This window comes from Streptomyces sp. NPDC093586 (assembly GCF_044764905.1).
Classification (GTDB): Bacteria; Actinomycetota; Actinomycetes; order Streptomycetales; family Streptomycetaceae; genus Streptomyces.
On record NZ_JBIWJA010000035.1, the window covers coordinates 56,128 to 79,197 of the forward strand.

General features: G+C 68.2%; 18 protein-coding genes and 4 pseudogenes. 10 read left to right on the forward strand and 12 right to left on the reverse strand.

Features of this window, described 5'->3' with window-relative positions:
• Positions 1-12: 12 nt before the first annotated feature.
• The 4 genes and pseudogenes from ACIRFH_RS28795 (at position 13) to ACIRFH_RS28810 (ending at position 3,122) form a co-directional block, all read left to right on the forward strand.
• Positions 13-318: a hypothetical protein gene (locus tag ACIRFH_RS28795; protein ID WP_403526870.1), complete on the forward strand. Its 306-nt coding sequence runs from the start codon at positions 13-15 to the stop codon at positions 316-318.
• 608 nt (positions 319-926) lie between these two features.
• Positions 927-1,703, forward strand: a pseudogene (locus ACIRFH_RS28800) (IS110 family transposase); the annotation flags it as partial.
• A gap of 3 nt (positions 1,704-1,706) precedes the next feature.
• Positions 1,707-1,904: pseudogene (locus ACIRFH_RS28805) on the forward strand (CGNR zinc finger domain-containing protein); the annotation flags it as partial.
• A 381-nt stretch (positions 1,905-2,285) separates the two neighbouring features.
• On the forward strand, positions 2,286-3,122 hold the full coding sequence (locus tag ACIRFH_RS28810; RefSeq protein WP_403526872.1) for an alpha/beta fold hydrolase: 837 nt from the start codon (positions 2,286-2,288) through the stop codon (positions 3,120-3,122).
• Between the two features lie 83 nt (positions 3,123-3,205).
• On the opposite strand, the pseudogene ACIRFH_RS28815 reads toward ACIRFH_RS28810, so the two are convergent.
• Positions 3,206-3,289 (reverse strand): annotated as a pseudogene (locus tag ACIRFH_RS28815) (S-methyl-5-thioribose-1-phosphate isomerase); the annotation flags it as partial.
• Positions 3,290-3,659: 370 nt separating this feature from the next.
• On the opposite strand from ACIRFH_RS28815, the gene ACIRFH_RS28820 reads away from it, so the two are divergent.
• Both ACIRFH_RS28820 and ACIRFH_RS28825 read left to right on the forward strand, forming a co-directional pair.
• Positions 3,660-4,718 carry a helix-turn-helix domain-containing protein gene (locus tag ACIRFH_RS28820; protein WP_403526874.1) on the forward strand — a complete coding sequence of 353 codons (1,059 nt, stop codon included), beginning with the start codon at positions 3,660-3,662 and terminating at the stop codon, positions 4,716-4,718.
• A 370-nt stretch (positions 4,719-5,088) separates the two neighbouring features.
• The gene (locus ACIRFH_RS28825) at positions 5,089-5,850 is read left to right on the forward strand and encodes an alpha/beta hydrolase (protein ID WP_403526877.1); all 762 of its coding nucleotides are present in this window, start codon (positions 5,089-5,091) and stop codon (positions 5,848-5,850) included.
• A gap of 21 nt (positions 5,851-5,871) precedes the next feature.
• Here ACIRFH_RS28825 and ACIRFH_RS28830 read toward each other — a convergent pair whose 3' ends face one another.
• The 3 genes from ACIRFH_RS28830 to ACIRFH_RS28840 form a co-directional block, all read right to left on the reverse strand.
• The gene (locus tag ACIRFH_RS28830) at positions 5,872-8,130 is read right to left on the reverse strand and encodes an ATP-binding protein (RefSeq protein ID WP_403526879.1); all 2,259 of its coding nucleotides are present in this window, start codon (positions 8,128-8,130) and stop codon (positions 5,872-5,874) included.
• A 741-nt stretch (positions 8,131-8,871) separates the two neighbouring features.
• Positions 8,872-9,699: an ISAs1 family transposase gene (locus ACIRFH_RS28835; RefSeq protein WP_403526882.1), complete on the reverse strand. Its 828-nt coding sequence runs from the start codon at positions 9,697-9,699 to the stop codon at positions 8,872-8,874.
• Complete coding sequence (locus ACIRFH_RS28840) at positions 9,696-11,954, reverse strand: ATP-binding protein (RefSeq protein ID WP_403526885.1); 2,259 nt, start codon at positions 11,952-11,954, stop codon at positions 9,696-9,698. Before ACIRFH_RS28840 ends, ACIRFH_RS28835 begins: the two co-directional genes overlap by 4 nt.
• A 627-nt stretch (positions 11,955-12,581) precedes the next feature.
• Between ACIRFH_RS28840 and ACIRFH_RS28845 the strand changes: the two genes are divergently transcribed.
• Both ACIRFH_RS28845 and ACIRFH_RS28850 read left to right on the forward strand, forming a co-directional pair.
• A complete protein-coding gene (locus ACIRFH_RS28845) occupies positions 12,582-13,052 on the forward strand; it encodes a hypothetical protein (RefSeq protein ID WP_403526888.1) in 471 nt (156 codons plus the stop codon).
• 108 nt (positions 13,053-13,160) lie between these two features.
• Positions 13,161-13,778, forward strand: a complete 618-nt coding sequence (locus ACIRFH_RS28850) for a hypothetical protein (RefSeq protein WP_403526891.1) — start codon at positions 13,161-13,163, stop codon at positions 13,776-13,778.
• Between the two features lie 19 nt (positions 13,779-13,797).
• On the opposite strand, the gene ACIRFH_RS28855 is transcribed toward ACIRFH_RS28850, so the two are convergent.
• The 5 genes from ACIRFH_RS28855 to ACIRFH_RS28875 all read right to left on the reverse strand — a co-directional run bounded on the left by ACIRFH_RS28855 (position 13,798) and on the right by ACIRFH_RS28875 (position 18,814).
• Positions 13,798-14,940: a DUF6183 family protein gene (locus ACIRFH_RS28855; protein ID WP_403526894.1), complete on the reverse strand. Its 1,143-nt coding sequence runs from the start codon at positions 14,938-14,940 to the stop codon at positions 13,798-13,800.
• Positions 14,941-14,992: 52 nt separating this feature from the next.
• A complete protein-coding gene (locus ACIRFH_RS28860) occupies positions 14,993-15,400 on the reverse strand; it encodes a DUF6262 family protein (RefSeq protein WP_403526896.1) in 408 nt (135 codons plus the stop codon).
• The gene (locus ACIRFH_RS28865) at positions 15,397-17,649 is read right to left on the reverse strand and encodes a tyrosine-type recombinase/integrase (protein WP_403526899.1); all 2,253 of its coding nucleotides are present in this window, start codon (positions 17,647-17,649) and stop codon (positions 15,397-15,399) included. Before ACIRFH_RS28865 ends, ACIRFH_RS28860 begins: the two co-directional genes overlap by 4 nt.
• Positions 17,639-18,559: a tyrosine-type recombinase/integrase gene (locus ACIRFH_RS28870; RefSeq protein ID WP_403526902.1), complete on the reverse strand. Its 921-nt coding sequence runs from the start codon at positions 18,557-18,559 to the stop codon at positions 17,639-17,641. The genes ACIRFH_RS28865 and ACIRFH_RS28870 overlap by 11 nt, the downstream gene beginning before the upstream one ends.
• An 87-nt stretch (positions 18,560-18,646) precedes the next feature.
• A complete protein-coding gene (locus ACIRFH_RS28875) occupies positions 18,647-18,814 on the reverse strand; it encodes a hypothetical protein (RefSeq protein WP_403526904.1) in 168 nt (55 codons plus the stop codon).
• Between the two features lie 131 nt (positions 18,815-18,945).
• Between ACIRFH_RS28875 and ACIRFH_RS28880 the strand changes: the two are divergent.
• Positions 18,946-19,304: pseudogene (locus tag ACIRFH_RS28880) on the forward strand (hypothetical protein); the annotation flags it as partial.
• A 521-nt stretch (positions 19,305-19,825) separates the two neighbouring features.
• Positions 19,826-20,305 carry a diadenosine tetraphosphate hydrolase gene (locus ACIRFH_RS28885; RefSeq protein WP_403526907.1) on the forward strand — a complete coding sequence of 160 codons (480 nt, stop codon included), beginning with the start codon at positions 19,826-19,828 and terminating at the stop codon, positions 20,303-20,305.
• A gap of 31 nt (positions 20,306-20,336) precedes the next feature.
• Here ACIRFH_RS28885 and ACIRFH_RS28890 read toward each other — a convergent pair whose 3' ends face one another.
• From ACIRFH_RS28890 to ACIRFH_RS28900, 3 genes are all read right to left on the reverse strand, one after another.
• Entirely contained in the window at positions 20,337-20,837 is a 501-nt protein-coding gene (locus ACIRFH_RS28890; RefSeq protein ID WP_403526910.1) for a hypothetical protein, read from the reverse strand.
• A 107-nt stretch (positions 20,838-20,944) separates the two neighbouring features.
• Positions 20,945-22,015, reverse strand: a complete 1,071-nt coding sequence (locus ACIRFH_RS28895; protein ID WP_403526912.1) for an ISAs1 family transposase — start codon at positions 22,013-22,015, stop codon at positions 20,945-20,947.
• A gap of 635 nt (positions 22,016-22,650) precedes the next feature.
• Complete coding sequence (locus ACIRFH_RS28900) at positions 22,651-22,836, reverse strand: hypothetical protein (RefSeq protein ID WP_403526915.1); 186 nt, start codon at positions 22,834-22,836, stop codon at positions 22,651-22,653.
• Positions 22,837-23,070 lie beyond the last annotated feature (234 nt).

Genomic DNA, 23,070 nt, shown 5'->3' on the forward strand with positions numbered 1-23,070 from the left:
TCACCGCCTACCGTGCACCGGGCCGAGGAGATCCTGGCCGAGTGGGACGCCAAGGTCGCGCGTCCCGTGCTCCGTACGCCGGGAGAAGTCCAGCGCGACGAAACCATCGCTGACTTGCGCAAGAGGCTCCGCGAGGCCACCACCAGGGCGACTCAGCTGCAGGGCAAGCTCGACGCGCTCGCCACGGTGACGGCGAATCTCTACTACGAAAACCTCGAGCTGAAGAAGAAGACGTCCGTCCAGGGACAGTGCCGCATCGCCGCCCTGCCTGCGTCGGGCCCTTGGCTGGAGCAACTCTGCAGGTGGGACATCCACTGAGCCCTGTGCATCGTGACATTCACAGGTCACGGCCCTGTTGTGAGGGCAGACGAGATACTCGCGCTGGGCAGTCGGTGGGTGGCTTGCGGGCGGGGTCGTTTCCGGGTTCCCTACACGGGCCGCCACGCCGCTCTCATGAGCCGAAGCACATCCCCCTGTGGAAGGCCGAGAGGCCGGGCTCTGGGAGAGCACGGCCTCTCGGGTGGTGACGTGGCGCCTACCAGTAGTGATCACGTGTACCTTGCCCAGGCCGAACGGGATGGGAATGGGAGGGGTGCGGTGGGCACTCTGGCGTGAAGTCTCAGCGTCCATTGGTCACGCCTCTGTCGAGCCACACCGCGCGGGTGCCGACCGGCGGTGGCAAACTCATCATGAGCCGGCCCGAGTTGGGGTGGCATGAGGTCACGCGAGCCCGTGCCGGTCGGCACCCTGGACCACGGCTGCAGACCGTGCGTCTGGGTCCGATTCAACAAGTCAGAGGTCCGGCCACCGCCTGGCCTGGCGCGATGCCCGGCCGCTTGCCGAGGGCAGGTCTGCATAACGTGGATGCGCGCATACGACGCCAACGCCCTGGCCGGCACCGCACGAACCCTGCTCGGGAGGACGGGCTGGACGACATCGACGACGTGGGCGTCTTCCTCGGCCTGGACGTCGGCAAGAGCGCCCATCACGGGCCCGGACTCACTCCGGCCGGGAAGAAGGTCTTCGACAAGCAGCCGCCCGACAGCGAGCCGGAGCTGCGGGCCGTCTTCGACAAGCTGGCCGCGAAGTTCGGCACGGTGCTGGTGGTCGTGGACCAGCCCGCCTCGATCGGTGCCCTGCCCCTGACGGCCGCCCGGGACGCGGGCTGCCGGGTCGCCTACCTGCCCGGACTGGCGATGCGGCGGATCGCCGATCTCTACCCGGGCGATGCGAAGCCCGATGCGAAGGACGCGGCCGTGATCGCGGACGCGGCCCGCACGATGCCGCACACCCTGCGCTCGCTGGAGCTGACCGACGAGATCACCACCGAGCACACGGTCCTGGTCGGCTTCGACCAGGACCTCGCGGCCGAGGCAACCCGCACCAGCAACCGGATACGCGGCCTGCTCACCCAGTTCCCCCCGTCGCTGGAACGCGTCCTCGGACCCCGCCTGGACCACCAGGCTGTCACCTGGCTCCTGGAGCGCTACGGATCCCCGCCAACCCTGCGGAAAGCCGGACGTCGCAGGCTGGTTGAGGTGATCCGGCCCAAGGCCCCGCGCATGGCCCAGCGGCTGATCGGCAACGTCTTCGACGCACTCGACGAGCAGACCGTCGTGGTCCCGGGCACGGGCACGCTCGACATCGTCATCCCCACCCTCGCCGCCTCCCTGACCACCGTCCACACCCAGCGCCGGGCGATGCTGCCGGCCTGGCCAGCGGCCCGGGGCTACCTGCGGCTGCTCACCGAGCGGCCGGAACGGATCCGGGCCTGCAGCAACCCCGAATGCATCCTGCACTTCTACGACGTGTCCAAGAGCGGCACCCGCCGCTGGTGCTCGATGGCCGGCTGCGGCAACCGGGCGCAAGCTCAGCGCCACTACGACCGCACGAAGAGCACCTGACCACCGGGCGATCTGACCTCCACCGCGGGACGAGGGCCTGGAAGGCTACGAGCGTGGTCGCCGCCGTTGTTCAGGGGCAGCGTTGACGGTCTCCGTCACGGTCGGCCGGGGCGACGGCGACGCCGTCGTGGTGGCGCGAGTCCAGTCTCGCCCGCGGCCTCCTCGCGTGTATCCGCGATCTCCCTTCCTGGGCACTTCTGGGCAAGAGGGGTGCGTCCGGCGGCAAAAGGGGTGCGGACCGTGCGCCCTAGTGTGGTGCCCGACCGGCCCAGGGACGTGGGCGTCGCATGCTCCGACGGCCCCCGCCGTTGGCACATCCCCTGCATCACCCGAGGCGATACGTGATCTTCGCGCTCGCCGGACAAGACAAAGGAAGAGACCTTGCCGTACATCACCGTGGGTCAGCAGAACTCGACCACCATCGACCTCTACTACGAGGACCATGGGTCAGGGCAGACAGTCGTCCTCATCCATGGCTTCCCGCTGGACGGCCACTCCTGGGAGCGCCAGATTTCCGGTCTGCTCGACGCCGGCTACCGGGTGATCACCTACGACCGCCGCGGCTTCGGTCGATCGAGCCAGCCGACGACCGGGTACGACTACGACACGTTCGCGGCCGACCTGAACACCGTCATGGAGACCCTCGACGTGCGGGACGCCGTCCTGGTCGGATTCTCGATGGGCACCGGGGAGGTCGCCCGATATATCTCCACCTACGGCTCCGACCGAGTGGCAAAGGCCGCTTTCCTCGCCTCGCTGGAGCCCTGCCTGCTCAAGACGGCGGACAACCCTGAGGGAGTCGCTCCGCAGGCGTTCTTCGACGGCGTGGTCGCGGCCGTGAAGGCGGACCGCTTCGCCTACTACACCGCCTTCTTCAAGGACTTCTACAACCTGGACGAAAACCTGGGCACCAGGATCAGTGAGGAGGCGGTCCGCAACAGCTGGAATGTCGCCGCGAACGGCGGCTTCTTCGCTGCCGCCGCCGCGCCGTCGACCTGGTACACGGACTTCCGGGCCGACATACCCGCCATCGACGTGCCGGCCCTGATCCTCCATGGCACGGCCGACCGGATCCTGTCGGCCGACGGGACCGCGCGGCTCTTCCACAAGGCCCTCCCGTCCGCCGACTACGTTGAGATCGAGGGCGCCCCGCACGGCCTGCTGTGGACCCACGCGGAGGAAGTCAACGCCGCCCTCCTGACCTTCCTGGCGAAGTAACACCGCCGCGGCCTTCCCGGGAGGGCTACTGCTCAGGACAGCCGACAGAGCGCTGGTCACGGCCCCCTGCAGCTACGCTTCGGCGCCCCCACCGCGTGGTGCGGGCGCCGAAGCGTCACCGGCGCCACCACGATGAACGGCACATGGTGGTACCGCGCCAGCACCGCGAACCCGCTTCACCCTCGCCACCCGTCTCATCATCATCGCCATGTCGAAGGCCTTCGGCGAACTGCGTACGGGCCGCACGCAGCAGGACGGTGTCGGGCACCGGAGCCCTCTCATGTGCCCGTCTCCGCTCGCGCATTTTCTGCCTGTGGTTCTGCCTGGGATCGTCAGCCGTCCGCTGCTTGGCTGTTCCTTGCGGGTAGGAACCGGGCCTCGCCGAAGCGGCACGGTTGCGCTCCAGCGAGGCCGCTGCCCGTACGAGGACACATCCGGCCCTGCCGGGCACCGGCCGCCGTATTCCGGAAAGACGCAGCCGTCCGAACCTGTTCCCGTCCCTCGCAGCCTCCAGACATTCCCTGAGCGGAGAGCAACTTGAGCATGGTGCTGACTACCGCTTCCGTACCGGACCAACAGAAGGTGGCGTACTGGAACGACGTGGTGAGCAGGACGTTGGTACCGATGACGATCGCCCCGCGGGACGACGGCCCGTTCAACGGGCGGATCGCCACCCACCGCCTCGGATACCTCCAGGTCTCCACCCTGGAAGCCGACGCAGAGCGAGTCAGCCGCACTCCAGTATTGATCACCCGATCGCCCGAAGCACTGATGGCCGTCGGAGTCCAGATATCCGGCACGGCCACCTTTGTCCAGGATGGCCGGAGGGCGGAGGTGGGCGAAGGAGACCTGGTGATGTACGACACGACACGACCGTACTCCTTCGACTATCCGCAGCGATTCGCCGCGCATGTCTTCCAACTGCCCCGCCACACGCTGGGTGTATCGGACAGTGATATCCGACGGGTGACGGGCGATGCCATCGGCACCCGGGACGGTGTCGGCGCAGTGCTGCTCCCGTTCCTGGCCACCCTCGCGTCCACGGCCGACAGCTACCCTGCGGCCGTTGCCAACCGGCTGGCCGGCAACGTCGTGGAACTGCTCGCCACTTTGATCGCCGAACGCACCCATCCCGCCGACACCACCCCGGACACCGCCCGCAGCCAATTCCTGCTCCGGATCCGCGAACACATCGACCGGAACCTGGGTGACCAGGATCTCTCGCCGGAGAGCATCGCCCGGGCATTCCACATCTCTGTCCGGTATTTGCACAGGTTGTTCGAAGGTGAGGGCATCACAGTCGCCCGACTCATCCAGCAGAGGCGCCTGGAGGAGTGCAGCCGGGAATTGGCCCGCCGTGCCAGGACAGCCCCCACCGTGTCCTCGGTGGCCCGGCGGTGGGGATTCGTCAATCCCGCCCACTTCAGCCGCACCTTCCGCGCCACGTACGGCGTCTCCCCTCGTGACTGGCGCAGCGCACACACCGCCCAGGGCCATAGCGGTCAACTTCCGGTCGGCATACCTACGCCAGCGAGGGCCGAGCAACTCAGGGCCAGTTGCCCGGAGCCTACGAGTAGGGTGCTGCCAGGGCCCTGAACACCTGCCCAGCGCCCGCGTCGGCGCTACCCGATACCGGCCAGCCGCACTCCCGCTTCCCCTCTCCCCGTCAGGCACCCAACACGCCCACTACCGTCCCGCCTCATCCCGCTAGGCTTTCTCGGCTGGAGACCGTATGACCGACTTCGCCACTCCCCCCCGCCCTCGTATGGTCCTGGACCCGTCCACCCGAGCGTTTGTGGACAGATGCGCCCGCCCACCTTCGGCCCGCACTCCGGACCCGGAACAGGCCAGACTGGACCTGGCCCGTCTCCAGGGGCAGGGCGCCGCTGACCCTCTCGACGAGCAAGCCACTTCAGCACAGTGGTTCACGGTGCCCGGAGGGCCGACCGGTCACGTACGAGTGCAGGTGGTCAAACCCACCGACAGCGACGGCAGCATCCCCGTCGTGCTCTTCCTGCACGGGCTGGGCTGGGTCCTGGGCGACGCCCGCACGCACGAGCGCCTGATGCGTGCCTTCGCCCTCGGCTCGGACGCGGCCGTCGTCTACGTCGAGTACCACCGTGCGCCGGAGGCGCAGTACCCGGTCGCCGTCGAGCAGTGCTACGCGGTCGCGAGGTGGATCTGCGAGCGAGGAGAAGAGATCGGTCTGGACGGGAGCCGGATGGCAGCCGTGGGCGACTCGGCCGGTGGCAACCTGGTGGCGGCGCTCACCTTGCTCGCCAAAGAGCGCGGTGATGTGAGACTGCTCCAGCAAGTGCTGCTGTGCCCGGTCACCGACGCCGACTTCGACACCCCGTCGTACCAGGAGTTCGCGGAGGGATACTTCGTCGGCCGCGAGACCATGCGCTGGTTCTGGGACCAGTACCTGCCCGACGTGCGGCAGCGGAGCGCGGCCACCGCATCACCACTGCGAGCGACCGTGGAGCAGCTCGCCGGCCTCCCCCCGGCCCTCGTGGTCACCAGCGAGGCTGACGTGGTACGCGACGAGGGCGAAGCCTATGCTGCGAAGCTCCGTGCTGCCGGCGTGACGGTGGTCTCCATGCGCTACCACGGCACCATCCACGACTTCATGGTGCTCGATCCCCTGTGCGACACCGATGCCGCGCGTGCCGCCCTCGTCCAGGCTCTCGACACCGTTCACGTTGCTCTGCATCGGCATCACGGCTGAGCCTCCTGCCGCGGGCGTTGCTCACTCGGCCGCAAGCGTGTCCAGAAGACTCTGCGCCTTCTGCAGGATGACGCTGTCGACCGCGTCACCGAGGTCGAGAGCCTGACGGAGACAGGACCTGGCTTCCGCTCGTTCTCCCAGTGCGACCAGGGCCTCAGCCAGACCCACGAGCGAGCCTCCCTCCATGTAGGGCATGCCAACGCGCCTGAACTGGGCCACAGCATCGCGTTGACTGGCGGCGGCCTCACTCCACTGGTGGAGGGCGATGTAGTCAAGACCGAGTGCGTAGGTCGCGTGAGCACGAGTCATATCGGCGACGTGCGCGTTGACCGGACGATCCGGAGCGTCGAGGAAGGCGATGATGCGCCTGCTCTGGTCCAGGGACTCCTCGGCACGGCCGAGGAAGCGCAGAGAGGAACCGTAAGTGAGCAGGGCGCCCAGCCAGCCCTCGCAGTCGTCGGCCTCTTCGTACAGGTCAACAGCGGCAAGGGCCTTCTCTGCCGCCGCCTGCGCCTCGCCGAGTTTCCGGTGCGCGACTGCCGCGTGCGACAAGGCCGACGCCTGCTGAGGAACATTACCGGCGCGGCGAGCGCACCGCAGACCTTCATCGGCCCGTTCGATGGCCTCGCGGTACCTGTGGTCGCACTCGATCAGGGCCCACGCCTGCATGTTGAGGTGGAGGGCCTGCAGGCCGGGGTCGTCGAGTGAGGCAGCAGACTGGCTGGAGAGCTGGTAGATCTCGGACCAGTGCCCCCAGAAGACCCACAGGTTGCAGAACCATTCCATGGCATCCGCGGTCTCCACGACCTGTGCGTGCTCACCCTTGCGTGCGGCGCTGTGCAGTGCTGCACGCCAGGCAGGGGCTTCGCTCTGGAGCCAGGCTCGGGCCTGCTCGGTGTTCTCCAGAGCAACCAGACCTCGCCAGGACGAAGGCGGCGCCCCGTACTTGGGCTTGTACCAGCGGCCGGCGATCACAGCTGTTTCCAGTAGCCAGGCACACAGTCGGTCCTCGGCCGCTTCCCGTTGATCCGGTTCCTCCTCCTGGGCCAGCCGGGCGCGGGCGAACAGCCGCAGCAGGTCGTGCAGTTGGTAGCGACCGGTGAAGGCGGCCTGCAGCAGTCCGGCCTCGACCAATTCCTCCATCACGTCCTCGGCCTCGAAGACCCCGGTCCCGGCCAGCGCTGCGCCGTACGCGGCAGTCATGTCCGGCCCCGGGACCAGGCTCAGCAACCGCAGCATCCTTGAGGCCTGGCTGCTCAGCTCCCGGTAGGACAGCTCGAACGCCGCCTCCACCCGCACATCACCGGCCACCAGGGCGCCTAGACGACGCTCCTCGTCTGCGAGGCGACGAACCAGCTGATCGACACGCCAGCCTGACCGCACTGTCAGCCAGTTTCCGGCCACGCGCAGAGCCAACGGCAGACGTCCGCACAGCTCCGCCACCCGGGCCACGGCACCGGCTTCCGCGTCCGCCCGGTCTGCGCCGAGTATGCGGCGCAGCAGTTCGACTGCCTCGTCCTGTGTCATCTCCGACAACGTCAGCCGGTCGACGTCCTCCAGACCCGTCAACGGCCTACGACTGGTGACCACGACCAAACTCCGCCCGCCCGCGGGCAGCAAAGGACGCACCTGCCCCTCATCGCGTGCGTTGTCCAGCACCACCAGGCACCGCCGCTCGCCCAGCAACGCTCTCAGCAACCCCGCATGCCCAGCCGCGTCCTCCTGCGCAAGCCGGCGATTCGACACCCCCAGGGCTTTCAGCAGCTTCAGCAGCGGCTCAGTCGAGTCCACGGGGCCGTCCACCCCGTGCAAGTCCGCTACGAAGCACCCGTCGGCGAACATCTCCGCCAAATCGGCCACTGCCTTCAGCGCCAGGGTCGTCTTCCCGCATCCCGGAGGGCCCGAGACCACCGACACTCGCGCGCCCCCGCTGGTTCCCACCCGTTCGGCGGCTTCCCTCAGCCGGGCGAGTTCAGGACCGCGCCCCGTGAAGTCTCCCACCGACCGGGGCGGCACGGTTGTCCCGGCTACCGCCACCGCACGCGTCGCACGCCCGGCCCGCGCCGCAGCAAGCAGCGCCTCCCGCTCCCGCTCCCCGAGACGCAGCCCCTCCGCCAACGCCACGACCGTACGGCGCTGCGGAACCCGGCTGCGTCCCCGCTCCATGTCGCCGATGGCCCGGACACTGACGCCCGACGCCTCGCCCAGCTCCTCCATCGTCAGGCGACCCTGCTGTCGCAGACCCCGCAAAACGGCCCCGAAGGGCTTCTGGTCAGCCACGCTCTCCCCTGTTCTCCTCAGATCGAAGAGTAACTGGCGCCATTGCAAGCTGTTAATCATTCAAGCTGCTCGAGGGGCATTCGGCCTGTGGGGCCGGCTGTCGCCTGACCGGTCCAGGCCGATCCGCTCCGTGACGTGACGTGACGTGACGTGCACCATGGTCCGCGGAAGACCGGTGGGGCGGAGGAACGTCGATCACAGAAGGGCGCACCAGGGCGGCCCCATCCCCGTTCCACATGCCGCCCGCGAGGTAGCCGAACGCTTCCCCGACGGGCAGCTGATGCTCGACCTGCGCGGCATGGACGACACCCAGCCCAGCGCGGCCGAGCTGATGCTGCGCGTGTTGAAGGCCCTTGGGGATGACCGACCGCGATCTTGCCGAGGCCGGCCCGCAAGGCATCCGGAGCTGTACCGACAGGCGCTGGCCGAGCGGCGCTGCCTACTGGTGCTGGACAATGCCCGTGACGAATCCCAGGTCCGCTCGCTGCGGGCACCTTCAGGCGCTTGGCGGCCTGGCCCGCGTCGTACTCGGGTCGTCGCATGAGATCACCGCTCGCTCGCGTTCGCCGGAAGCGGCGAATATAACGTGGCAGAGCACATGAAAAACCTTCAATTCCCCTTAAGGAGGGGAAAGTTAGATATGCGCCACTAGGCCCTGGTCGACGGGTCGCGTAATTCGCCTTGTGGTGGATCGTTCCGGTTGACGTGGGGACTTTGCGTGTAGTCGATCTGTCCGGTTGATCACGTGATTCCGAGGGCTGTCAGGGGCCGTGGTGGGTCGCGGGCGGTGCAGCGGCAGGCGGCTGCGATGTTGGTGTGACTGTCCTGGCGGTAGACGCTGATGGCGAGGTTGCGCAGGGTGGCCATCATGTGGGGCAGGCTGCCGGTGCGGATGGTGGAGGCGTCCTCGGCGAAGGTCGTGTCGCGGACGTGGTGGAGCTGGTTCTCGATCTTCCAGTGACCGCGGATCCAGTCCGCGACCCGGGCGCCGGATGCAGCGCCGGGCGGGAGGCTGGTGACGAAGTACAGCCACTCGATTGTGGTTCCGCCGCTGGTCAGGTCCCTGCGCCGGCGCATGACGCGTAGAGCCTGGCGGGCGCCGGGATAGTCGAGGTGCCGGAACGCGGCCGTCTTCAGGTGTCGGACCTCGAGCCGGCCCCGGCCCCGGGTTCGGTCCTTGTGGTCCAGGGCGTTCTCGGTCCACGGCAGTGTTCTCAGCTGCTTGAGCAGGCCGGGGTGGTTGTCCTTGACGACGGCGATGTAGTGGACGCCGCGCTCACGCAGCCAGAGGCCGTTGGCGTGCTGGGTGTGGGCCGCGTCCGCGGTGATGACGGCGTTCTCCAGGTCGAGGCCGTCCAGAAGCGGGACGAACGCGGGTGTCTCGTTGCTCTTCGTGTCGACCTGCCGCTGGGCGAGGACGGTTCCGGTGTGGCCCATCGCGGCCAGCAGCCACACCGCCCCGCCGGCCGCTCGCGAGCCGCGCACCTGTTTCCCGTCGACGGCGATCGCCCGCCACCGGGCCTTTGCTGTGCTCCGGTCGGCGGCTCTGGCCTGCAGGAATGCGCTCACCGCGGCGAGTCGAGCTCGGCGAGTCGTGCCCTGGCCTCGGTGATGCACTGGGGGTCGGCCGCCGTGCCGAGGGCGAGGCACTGGTCGAAGGTCTTGCGGGCTTCGTCGCGGTGCCCGGCGGCCAGTAGGGCGTTGCCGAGATGGGACAGGGCACGGCTTTCCAAGCCATTGTTGCCGCTGTTACGCCCGAGGCCCACGGCCGTGCGGAGATGGGCGGTGGCCTCGGGCCAGTTCTTGAGGTAGGTGTGGGCCCGGCCGATGTTTATCTCCAGGTTCGTGCGGGCGAAATCCGCGATATGCGGTTCGATGCCGTCCCCGGTCTGGTCGAGGAAGGCGAGCGCGCGTAGGTTCTCCGCGAGCGATTCCTCGTGCCGACTCGCCAGGAGAAGGCTGTAGGCGGTACTGGTCATGGCCTGAAGGGTGCCGTGGAGGTCACCGACGGCCTCGAAGAGCCGGACTGCCTCACGGTTGTGGTGTGCCGCCGCGGCGTGGCCGCCGAGCAGACCGATGGCCCAGGCACTGTAGAAGTGGGACCAGCCCTGCTGCGAAAGGTCTCCGGCGCGCTGGGCGGCGGCGAGGGCCTGGGCGGAGCGGTCGAGGCTGTCGCGGTGGCGGCTTTCGCAGAGCAGCAGGGCCCAGGCGTGGTAGTTGAGGTGGGTGGCTTCCAGGAGCGGGTCGCCGAGGGCCTGGGCGCAGTGGGCCGCTGTGCCGAAGACTTCGGGCCAGTGCCCCCAGAAAACCCACTGATCGGAGAACCAGTGGAGGGCTTCGGCGACTTCCACGACGGTGGCGTGGTCGCCCGCGGTCGCGGCGGCGCGCAGGGCGGCGAGCCAGTTGGCGCCCTCGGCCTGGAGCCACCGGCGGGCGTGTTCGGCGGTGGACAGGTCGACGGTGCCCTGCCAGGTGGCGGACGGGGCGCCGTGGTCGGGCTCGTACCAGCGGCCCGCCACGACGGCGGTCTCCAGCAGCCAGCGGTGAAGAGCCGACCGGGCTGCCTCGATGCCCTCGGTGGGTTCTACGTGCAGTCGGTTGCGAGCGTACAGGCGCAGCAGGTCGTGGAGGCGGTAGCGGTCCTGGTGGGTGCCCAGGAGGCCGGTCTCGACGAGCTCTTCGAGGGTGTCCTCGGCGTCGAACACGGGCTGCCCGGCCAGCTGGGCGGCGCCAACGGCACTGACATCGGGACCGTCGACCAGGGAGAGGAGCCGGAACATGCGGGCTGCGGTGGGGGTGAGCTGGCGGTAGGACAGGTCGAAGGCCGCCGACAGGCGCAGGTCGCCGGCGGTCAGGGTGTCCAGGCGGCGCTCCTCGAGGGCGAGGCGGTCGGCGAGGCGGCGTACCGTCCAGCCGGTGCGGGTGGCCAGCCAGTTGCCCGCCACCCGCAGGGCCAGCGGCAGGTGCGCGCAGCGGTGGGCGACCTCGGCGAGCGCGGCCGGGTCGGCGTCCGCGCGTTCCCGCCCGACCAGGGCGGTCAGGAAGGTGGCGGCTTCGGTGGGAGAGAGCTCACCGAGGGAGAGTCGGTGGATGCTCTCCAGGCCGGTGAGCATCCTCCGGCTGGTGATCAGCACCATGGTCCCACCGGCGCCGGGCAGGAGCGGACGGACCTGGGTCTCGTCGCGGGCGTTGTCCAGCACCAGCAGGCAGCGCCGCTCGGCCAGCACCTGCCGGTACAGCTCCGGGTGGCCCTGCGGGCCAGCCTTCGCCAGATCCCGGTCGGCCACTCCCAGCGTCTTCAGCACGCGGAGCATCAGCTCGGCCGGGTCCGGCGGGGTGTCGTCCATGCCCCGCAGTTCGAGCATCAGCTGTCCGTCGGGGAAGCACTCGGTTAGTTCGCGGGCGGCGTGCAGCACCAGGGTCGTCTTGCCCGCTCCCGGCGGTCCGGACACCGCGACCACCACCGGCTGTCCGGTGGGTGTCCGCCCGGCCAGCGACGCGAGCCGTGCCAGCTCCGCCTCCCGGCCGACGAAGTCCTCGATGCCGCGGGGAAAGGCGTGCACGCCTGCCGGACTGTGCCGGGGGTTGCGGCCGGACCGGGCAGCCGCCAGGAACCTCTCCCGCTCCTCCTCACCCAGCCCCAACCCCGCCGCCAGCGCGGCCACCGTTCCCCGCTGGGGGGCCGCCCGCCGTCCCCGCTCCAGATCCCCGATCCCGCGGACACTCACCCCCGACGCCTCCGCCAACGCCTCGATCGTCAGCGACGCCTCCAACCGCCGCCGCCGCAACAAGGCACCGAATCCCGCGCCGTCCACGTCCACCACTCCGAACCCCTCACCCGCGCCACAACCGCTCCGAAGCATGTCTGAACGGGGGCGAAGCACCCAGTGACGAGAAGAATCTTACGGCGACCGATCAGAGTCACCGGCCATGTGGTGCGATAGTCCAGCCGATGGCTGAATGCCTCGGCGAGTGCCGCAGGCACCCCCTCCGGAGTCCAGCGAGGTGGACCAGTGAGCTCCAGTCCCCGGAGGACGCGGATCCGGTGCTCAGGGGACGGCGGTCTGTCATCACCCGATCATCGCGGTGCAGCCGAGTTGTGAAGCGCTCCGGGACCGGTGGAGGCTCTATGCGTTGGCTTCAGCCGCCGGTTGGGGTGGGGGCGACATCCAGATGCAGAGACGCTGCTGAGGACTGCCCGGGACGCAGGCCCCGGTACGGCTCGGACGGGAGCGAGAGGAGTGAACGAAGTGACGGCGCTGTCCACGGATATCCCAGATCCCCTCGTCCGGATCCTTCCACAGCGTCTCCACGCACTGCACAAGCCCGGTGATGAGCGGCGCCACCGTCGGCGCCAGGTCCGGGTAGCGCTGCTGTGGCTTGTGCAGGGCGCAGACGACTTCGGGGACGGGACGCCGTGGCACGGCTGTGGGCAGCTACGGCACCCCCGTGTGACACCGGCGGTTGCTGCTGGTACGACGATTGCACCCACACGGGCGGCGCACTCGCCGAACGCCTCAGAGCGCCTCCAGGGGGCCGTTATCAACGGTGCATGCTCAGCTGTACTGCGCGGCCTGGCCGCCGCTTCCCTCGCCGTCCTGACCCTGACCGTCTCCACTCCCGTCCACGCGGCGGAAACCCTGTCCCTGACCGAGGCGATCGCTGCCGTGCCGGTGGCGGACGAGTCCCGGGAGGGCTACACCCGCGACGCCTTCCGCCACTGGAACTCCGACGACAACCCCACGGACGGCTGCCCCACCCGCAACGAGGTCCTCCTGGACGAGGCCGTCGAGCCGCCGACGGTCGGATCGCGGTGCGCCCTGTCGGGCGGCCTGCGGTTCTCCTGCTACGACCAGGTATGGGTGACGTCGGCATCCGGCCTCGACATCGACCACCTCGTATCCGTAGCCGCGACGATCTGAGTCGATACTTTTGCAGTTCAATACGTCAGCGGCATATCGCCGACAACTGACGGCCGTGAGATGATCACCGCATGAGCTTCCGCGTGCCTGCCCGGCACGTTCGTGACCGTGACCTTCCTTTCGGCAAGGCGCTACCGAGCTCTGAGGGATGCAGTGGGCTGCTACTGCCCGCTCGGCTTCCACGGAACGTGGTCATACCTGAGCACGGCAGGCGACCTCAGGAACCACGAAACGGCACTGCTTCACGCCTTGGAGAAGCTGGAGGCCAGCCGCACGGTATGGCTGAGGGAAATGGAGTCGTTCGCAGATCGTCGCAGAGCCGACAAGGCCCAGCACCAGCGGACTCCGCGCCAGGCGGAGGTTCGCTACCTGCTCGGGTGGAGATGGCCCGGTCCCGAAGGGAAGCAGGCGGTATTCGGCGAGGTCAGGCGGCTCTGGGCCACCCACTACCAATCCCCCTTTCCCGACGTTCCAGCCGGCAGCAAGGGAACCCTGGCCGAGCTGGACACTTGGCTGGCCGGCTGCGTCTCCGCCTACCTCGCGAATAACGGGGATCTTGACATCGGTCGACAGGACGTCATCACGAAGTGCCTTCCGGAGCTGCGTCGGCACGTTGCCGAACTGGGCTGTCCGTGGGTCTTCCCCCAGGCGTTTGCGTACCTCCGCCTCCTGCTGAAGATGACCGAGCTGATCCACCACGACAAAGCCCAAGAGACCGACGGGTGATCCAATCCCCTTGTCGGGGTCAGTCGGTGTCCGTGGCGGCCAGGACGGCCATTCGCCGGGCCCCGGGGGCGACGGAGACCAGCCCTATGTCCCAGGCCACGCGCTCGAACCACTTTGTGGCGGCATCGAAGCTGTACCAGTCGCATGCCTGGGCGTTTCGTTCCACTTCACTGAACGGTACGGCCGTGGACGTTCCGGACAAAGCCGCGACGGAACGCCAGGCGGCCAGTCGTCCGTAAGCGCCGTACTCACCGTTGTTGTACGCACCACCGGTCGATGCCGCTGCGAAAAGCATGCGCCACGCGTGTTCCGCTCGGCAGGAGGAGAGGGCGAGGCGTTTACGCGGACCCACCCCGTTCAGGCACTTCAGTTCCAGCGTCGCCAACAGGTCGGGAATGCGTTCCGTCTCGACCGGCTCAGCCAGGTCGTACGTTCCGGTTTCGCTGCGGCCGTTGGACTCCTCGGCCCAGTTGGCCACCGCTGCAGCAGCGGCCTCGCTGAATTCTTCCGTCGTCGTATCGGCCACTTGCGGCAGGTGTGTGACGCTGCCCAGCGTGACGCCAGGGCCGTCCTGGGGCCCATAAGGCATCGAGAAGCTGCCCCCATCCACTGAGTAACTCGGCAGGAGCGGTGCATCCTCGATCGCCGACAGTTTCAGCGGCAGCCAGGCAAGCGGATGATGACGCCAGTGCGGCGACGTCGCCCACGCCTCGATCGCCGGCGACTCCGCGATCGTGACGCCTCTGAGCACCAGTTCGTGGACGAGGCAGAACCGAAGCTCCTCCGAGGCCGCGGCGCGTGAGCTGCCACCTGCGAAGACGAAGGTCAGCTCGTGTGGTGTCCGGCTCTCGGCGAGCAGTGAAGCCGCGTAGCGAGCCAGCTTCCGATGGCCGGGCGAGGCAGCGGCCACGAGCCGCACCGCCTGCTCGACGTGTTCGGGACCTGGAGCCATGGTCAGCAGGCGGAGAAGGCGGTCGAAGACACTGCGGTACTGCCAGATCTGAGCGGCGGAGGAACCGTATCGGTCGGCCAGGGCAATGCCGAGATCGGCCACGAACTCGGCATCACCCTGGGCAAGCCTGCGCTCGGCCGTGTCCCACACCTCGGTGACCTTCTTCAGGTCGGGCAGTCGCGTCACGATCTCCTGTATCCGGTCGCTCATGCCGCGACCCTAAGGGAGCGTTGATCCGAGGGACACATCCTTTTCCGTGGCCTCAGTCGGCCTCGTAGCGCGCCAACCGCCGACGCAGGTCGAGGTTCTCACCCTGCGCGACTTCCAGGGCCTTGCGAAGCTTCGTCACCTCCTCACAGTGAGCCTCCTGTTGCCGTGTGAGGCGGGCGCTCAGCGCCCTCACCGCGGCAGAGGTCGAGGAGTCGCCCGGTGGATCTGCAGGCGCTGCCGGAACGGGCCCGCCCTTGGCACGGTGTCGCTCGATCTGTGTCCGCAGTTCCGGGCTCCGGTAGAGGAAGTCGGTGCTCACCCCGGCTCGGCGGGCCACTGCGGTGAAGCTGATGGGTTTGCCCGCCTTGGCCAGTCCGTCGAGGGCGGTGCGGGCTCGCTTCTCGGCCTCCTGGGTTCGCGCGCGGGTGGCCATGCGGAGGTGTTCGGGCAGCGGCGTCATGCGGTCGGCTCCTGTTGTGGGGGCGTGGACGGCGGTTCGGGGCGGCCGGCAGTGCCTGCGCCGCATACTGCTCGGAGCTGTCCGTCTTCATGGACGCTGACCTGATCCAGGGCGACCAGGACCTTGGTCAGGGCGCGGGTTTCTGCGAGGCGGCCGGCAAGCCAGATGTTGTCCTCGCCCATCGGTTCGCCGTGGCGGGCGGTGAACTGCGTCTGGCGGCGGGCGATCAGTGCTTCGGTCTCGCTGAGCTGGTGTTGGAGTTCATCGCGGTGGCTGGCGTCGGTGACGAACTTGTCGCAGGTCAGGCAGGTGTTGCCCTTGGAGCAGACCTGCCGGGGTGGCAGCATGCACCAGCCGTTGGGAAGTACGCGGTCCGCGCGCTGGTCGAGGTGGAGAAGGTCGTAGAGGTCGCTCGGGTTCACCTCGGTGGTCCGGCCGTCAGCCGTGACCTTCTTGTAGCGGAGGAATTCACGCTCGGCCGTGACGGCCAGGGTCTTGGCGTAATGCATGGTCATGGCCGGGGTGACGTGTCCCAGATAGCGCATGACGACGTGGATCGGGACTCCGGCGTTGATCAGGTCGGTCGCCCGTGTGTGCCGGAAGGTGTGGGTCCTGGAGATCTTGACGGGGCGGCCGACGCTGTCGGTGATCGCCAGTTTCTCAGTCAGCGCGCCAAGTCTGCTGTGGAAGGTCGCCGAGGCATACGGCCTCTTCCCGAGCCGGTTGTTCTTGGTCTGCAGGAAGAGGTAGCGCGGTTTTGTGCCCGCTGGAGCACCCTGGGCTGCAAGGAATTCGCAGGCCCACTCCTGCTGGCGGCAGATGATGTCGACGATTTCCTGGTCGACCGGGATGGTCGGCGGATCACCGCCGGTGATCTTTGTCTGCTGATACACGAGCCGGGCCACGAAACCGTCCGGCTCGCTGTTCTGCCGCGTGCCTGTCGTCACGAGCGGCAGCAAGGGGTCGAAGTCCATCATCAGGACCTCGTTCATGCGCCGCCCCGTACGGACCAGCAGCATGAGCGCGTGGAACGCCTGCCTGTCGTCCAGGCCGCCCTCGTGCTTGGGGGCCGCGAGCAGTCCGGAGCCTGCGGTGATCTTGCTGACCACCTCCTCCTCCAGAACCATGTCGTCCGGGAGTTGGTTGGTGAGCCGCGGCTTGTCCTCCAGCCGGAACAGCACGGTGTGCTGGAGACCGAGCCTCGTCCATCGCGCGTCGCCGAGCACGGAGGCGGCCTCGGCACTGTTGTCGTACATCCAGCGGTAGAACGCCTCAATGGTCACCAGCGGGCCCCGACGGCTGTTCTTTGCGAGCTTGCCGCCCTTGTTCGGCCCGGTCATCACGGTGTGACTGTTGAGCGAGTCCACGAATCCGCGCGGCCACGGCCGCAGCTGCCCAGGGGATTCCACCAGCTGAGGGACGGCACACCCGGCCTGGTCGATGTACCACTGGAACCACTTCAGGTGGTCCAACCGGCTCTTCACCGACGACCAGACGTAGCGCTCCGTCGAAAGCTGGGCCGACAGCCACCATTTCGCGGCCTCGCGGAGCCAGTCCGAGGTCAACTGACTGAAGTTGGCGACCGCACGGCCGTGTGGCTCGTGTTCCCTCTGCGGGACACGCCGGTCCGGGGCCGGGTTCCAGACGTTCAGACGCCACCAATCGCCATCGTGGTAGGCGTGAGCGAGACAGTCCTGGAGGTGCTTCACGCCGTTCTCGACCCACGCCGGCAGATAGGCGTTGACCGAGGCATTCATACGCATCAACGCCCCGCGGACCTCTCGCCCCCACTCCTCGTGTGTCAACGCCGTGAGCGATTTCGCCGCCCTCGCAGCCTGGCTGCCGTGCTCGACCGCAAGAACGAGCCCACGACGCAGCTCTCCCATCCGTGTGGTGTTGACGGCGTATCCGTCGGCGACCTGTTGGTGCACGCACCACGCCAGCTCCCACAGCATGGGCTCCTGCAGCCCCCGCAGGCTCAGCGACTGGGTGAACCAGCCGCGCTTCTTGTCGGTCGTCCGCGTACTGAACGCCTGAAGGTAGTCCGTGGGCATGTTGGTCGAGTCGAAATGGTCCTGCCTGTGCTCCTCCGGCAGGCTGTCCCACAACCGTCTCGCCTTCTCCTCGCTGAACAGACTCGCCACGGACAGGCGCGGATCACGTTTCTCCCGCCGTTTGCGTTCCGGCGCGCGTGCGGCCGGGACCGTCGCTGCGTCGGCTACGGCAGGGACAGGCTGCTCAGCCCTCATGGCGGCTCCCCCAGGCTTGCGTGATCTTCTGCCAGTCCGCACACGCACGCAGCTCGGCGTCCTCGGTCACGTGGGCGTACGTGTTGATCGTGGTCTGGATGTCGGCGTGGCCGAGCCTCCGGCTGACCACGTGCATGGGCACGCCCGACAGCAGCAGGGCTGTGGCGTGGGTGTGTCGGTACCAGTGCGGTGTCATGTCCTGCGGCAGGCCGGGTACGTGCTGCTTCCGTGCGGCCAGGTGCTTGTAGACGCTCTCCGCCCTGAGCGGCGCGAACCGGCGTCCGCGGTGCAGGTTGCAGAAGATGTACGCGTCGTCCCAGTCGTCCAGATCGACATCGGCGCCTGCCTCGCACAGCGCCCAGACCCAGTCCCCGTAAAGGCGGTCCAGGGCGGAGCCGATGAAGACGCGTCGGTGGCCGCTCTTGGCCCGCAGGCCGTACGGATGGTCTTCACGGTGGACGACCTCGACCTGCGCGGTCGTACCCGTGCCGGTCTTCCAGTCGCGGTGCCGCAGGCCAAGGGCCTCGCCGAGCCGCAGGCCGGTCTCCTCCAGCAGGGTCCACAACAGGCGGTATCGCAGTTCACCCGACCAGACCGCGCCCGCCGAGTCCCAGGTCGCCTCCGCCTCGCGGATCGCTGCCATCTGATCAGGCAGCAGCACCGGCACCGGTTTCGCACGTACACGGATCTTGACCACGCTCGAACGCCGTCCGGTCCTGCGCGCCACGTGCTCCAGGAACGGCAGGTAGCTTCCCGGCCGGGCCCGCACCGTCTCGTACAGCCGTCCCGCGACCTCGACCCCGCGAGCCGCGTGGTAGCGGTAGAAGCCCAGGACCGCGCGAGCCCGGCTCGCCACGGTCGCATCGGCCGCCTTCGTGCCCTCACGGATCGGCACCACATCCTCAGCCACGCTTCCGCGACGCAACTGCCCGACAAAAGTGTCGAGTTCAGTAACTCCGATCGCATCCCACGCCTGCGTCCGCCGCTCCAGAAACGTTCACCACAAGGCGAGGCCTCGCGCGTAGCTCTTGAGGGTGTTGGGGGAGCAGTCCCTCGATCTCAGGTACTCCAGGTACTGCTCAACCGGCTCCGCGACACGGTAGTCCTCGCCGACGACCGTCCACGTCACGCCTTCGTCCATGACCACCCGTTGCGTACTCGCCACCGGCGCCCCCTCTGTCGTCGCTGTCAGCGGCATCTCATCGCTGCACCGGATAACGCACCGCTCACAGAAAGGACGCGGTTCACCACTCCACGCCACGGACGTCAGCGGCACCACAGACAGGGTGCGGATAACACATGGTGCCGCTCGCGGAGAGCTGGGACAGCGGCGCCTCCGTCTGTTCGGCGCAGCGCCGTGAGCCATACGCCAACGACCGGGCGCAGCGGCCAGTCTGGTCGCGGTCACTGCGCGGTCGAGCCGGTCCAAGGCCGATCAGGAACCTGCCCAGTGGCTGCCGCCCGCGGGCGAGGTGCGCTGCCGGCACGTCGCCGAGTGGGTGGGCACGAAGCTGCGCTGGGCGCTGTCGGCGGACGATACCGAAGCGGCGGCCCTGGCTGAGGTGGCGGCCGGATGCCCGGAGCGACTACGTCCAGGACATCACCGTCACTGCGAGGGACGGTCTGCCGGGGACGCTGCGTGCGTTCGTCGGTGACTACCGGGGGAGCAAGGCGAACGTCTCGCGGTGGCGGTTCGTCGTCAACCAGGAGATCAGGGCGTACCTGAGGCTGGCCGTCTGCGGCGGTCTCGACCGCGGTGGCCGGGTCATCGAGAATCACTGCGTGCTGATCCCCTGAAGCCCGCACGGGCCCCTCGTCGCACCACGGGCCCCGAGGGGATCTGCCATGACGTCCCCGGGCCCGCTGTATGGAGTTGCTCCGTCAAACGAAGCCACGATCGCGGCATTACGCGGGGACCGCTGCACCTCCTGCGCCCCGGCGATCGTCCACGCCGCCCTGCGCGACGAGAGGCAGCAGGGAACTGTCCAGCCAGTCGACGTCGAGGTGGTAGCCCTGACCGAGACGGCGGCCGCCTGCCCGGACCACCACGTCACCTACGAACCGGCCGCACCAGGACTGAGGCCGCTCATCGACCCACTTGCTTCGTCTGTGAACTCGGTAAGGAGGGTGGGGACCGCGCGGGCGATCCTTGATCACCGGAATGTAGGTTCTGGCCATGACTGATGACTGGCGGACGGATCGGATCGGGACTGCGCTCAGAGGTGAGAACCCGACCGTCTTGCGGCGGTTGACGGCGGGGTTCGCGGTGATCGGTGACGTTCAGTTCCTGCCGGGCTACTCGGTGCTGCTCGTGGATGAACCGGGTGTGCAGCGGTTGTCGGATCTGCCCAGGTCGAAGCGGCTGTCGTTCCTGTCTGACATGGACCAGCTCGGTGAAGCGGTGGAACGTGCCTGTCAGCGGCTGGATCCGGCCTTCCGGCGGGTCAACCTGGAGATCCTGGGCAATACGGACCCGTTCTTGCATGCGCATGTCTGGCCGCGATTCGAGTGGGAGCCGGCCGATGTGGTGGGCAAACCTGTGTGGCACTATTCGCGTGACCAGTGGACCGACGAGGAGTTCAGGCTCGGTCCCCGGCATGACGTGCTGCGGGACGCGATCGGCGGCGAACTGGACCAGCTTCGCTCGGCGGCCTGACGTGCGGAGCAGCGGGACGCTGGTAGGCAGGTCAGGCGGCAGCCACTGAGGCATGGATCCGGTTGACGGCACGCAGGATCTCGTCTCGGTTCTTCGCTCGCTTGATCCACGTCGGAAGGTAGGTCACTAACGTCTCCTTCTGTCCGGTGCCGTGCCAGGGTGCTCGTTCCCGCAGCGAGGCCTGAACGAGACGGCGAATGAAGCCGAGGTGCTCGAGGTTGTACGCCCACAACCACCCGTGCCGGGTTGAGGTCTGAAGCCACAATGGCCTGCCAAAGTACGGGTCCGTCGCTGGTTGCGCTGTGCTGGTAGGGAGTACGGCAACACGCCCGCTCCACTGCCGTGACAGTCCACAGCCACGGCAGACCAGGCGTCGCGGCCTGAACAGGATCCGGCCTCCGCAACCGGAGGCCTCGGGCGCTGGAACAATGTGAGCGGCCTTCTCGCAACCTGAGCAGCGTACGAGGATCAAATCGATGAAGTCGTACTCGGTGCTGCACGGATCCCGGAAACGGTCACAGGGCGATGCCATGCGGTGAGTATGCAACTACCGCTCAGGACAGTGCACCCCCGATTCGGCGGTGCGCCCTGTCGGGGCCCCGGCAGGGTCTTGGAGAAGTGATCTTGTGTCCGGGTTCGTCAGGTCAGTCCGAGGGCGGTGAGGGGCCGCAGGGGGTTTCGGGCGGTGTGGCGGAGGGCGGCGGCGATGTTGGTGTGGCCGTCCTGGCGGTGGACGCCGATGGCGAGGTTGCGCAGGCCGGCCATGACGCGGGGCAGGTGGCGGGTGCGGATCTTTGAGGCGTCCTCGTGGGAGGTGCGGTCGCGGACGTGGTGGAGCTGGTTCTCGATGCGCCAGTGGCCGCGGATCCAGGCCGCGAGCTGGCTGCCGGTGGCCGCGCCGGGCGGCAGGCTCGTGACCAGGTGGATCCGCTCGATCGTCTGCTTGCCCGTGCCCAGGTCCCGTCTCCAGCACACGACTTGGAGGGCCTGGCGGGCGTGGGGATAGTCGTGGTGGGCGAAGGCGGCGGTCTTCAGGCGGCGGATCTCGTCGCGGTGGTGGGCCCGGGTGCGCTCGATGTGGTCCAGGCGGATGTCGCGCCAGGGAAGTCGGCGGACCCGCTCGTGGAGTCCGGGGTGGTTACGCTTTGCGACGGCCAGGTAGTGGGTTCCGCGTTTGTGCAGGTAGGCGGCGTGGTCGTGCTGGGTGTGCAGGGTGTCCGCCGTGATGACGGCACCGGTCAGGTCGAGGCCGTCCAGGAGCGGGGCGAAGGCCGGGATCTCGTTGCTCTTCCCGTCGATCTGTCGTTGGGTGAGGACCTGGCCGCTGTGGGTCATGGCGGCGATCAGGGCGGTGGCCGGCTGTTTTGTGGTGCGGGAGCCGCGGAGTGTCTTGCCGTCGACGGCGATGACCTTTCGTCCCGGGGCCGGGGCCTTGCGTTTCTGGAGGAAGTCGCCGATGGCGCGGTCGAGGGCGTCGCCGTCCGCGGCGGCCAGGGCGAGGTGGACGGTCGTGGCGTGGGGCGGGCGGATCAGGCCGGTCAGCGGGTCGGGCCGGAAACCGAGCGGGGCCAGGACGCGCTGCGGGGCGTCGGCGACCCACTCGCCGATCGCCGTGACCGAGGCGGCACCGGCCAGGACGGCGGCGGCCGCAGCGGTGAGCAGGGCCGCCCATGGGTGACGGATGCCGCGACGGGCCCGCGGGTCAGGCACCGTGGCCAGATGACTCCGCAGGTCAGCGGCTGTCTCCAGCAAGGCTGGGCCGGACGTCCCCCAGTTGCCGGAGGCATGACGGCATGCGGGAAGATGGGCGCGCAGACATGGACTCGCTCGGTGCTCATACGGACTCGACACCCACATGATCACCAGCGGCCATGCCTGCTCTGCGTCCAGGGTCGCCGCGGGCAGGAGCCGACAATTCGTCATATCCGTTGCTCAGCAGGCGAACCGCCCACCTCGAGACTTCTCAAAGACCCTGGGAGGCTGACCCCCATCGAATTCGAGACCGTCATGTCCACGCCGACCCTCCAGGCCGCGTGACCGAACCTGTCACCCGAATTTGCATCAGACCTCGCCGGTCCAACTTGCCTCGGTAACGACTTCGGGGCGTGTCGCAGGCCAACACGCCCCGAAGCGATTACGGGCAGTCCGTGCGCGGGGTGCCTACTGCCAGGGGCGCTCTTCTCCATCGCGCCGGATGTGGAAGGCGAGCCAGCGGTGACACCGTCCACACTCAGACCACTCTGCGACCTTGAAGTCGTCGTCGCAGGTGACGACGAGCTCAGTGTAGGTCAAGCGCGAGGTGTTCTCCCCGCACTGCGGGCATGCCGCTACGAGATCGCGCGATGTCATCGCTGCCCCCTCTCGCCGGGCCGTACACCGATCAGGAGGCAGGTGACAGCCGGGAGCAGCCACTCCTCCTGGAGGACGGCCGTCTGGGCCGAGGGGGACATCACCAGCACGACGCCCAGCACCAGCGTGGCCACGAAGGCCACGCTCATACACGGCAGGTCTATCCTGAAGTTGACGAGCATGAGGGTCTCCTTGTGTTTGAGCAGAAGGCCGCTCCCTGCTTCCGCCCAGAAGCACCAGGGGGCGGCCTTGGCTTTTGTCGTAAGGCCTCACGAAGCGGGCCTACAGTGCAGTGGTTCGACAAGTCACATGGGTGGTGACTGACGTTTTCTCAGTGAAATGACCACGTGGTGGCTGAGGCGCCAGATTGTGGGCGGGTCGGTCGTGGGAACCTCGGCCGTAGACAGGCGTGAAGC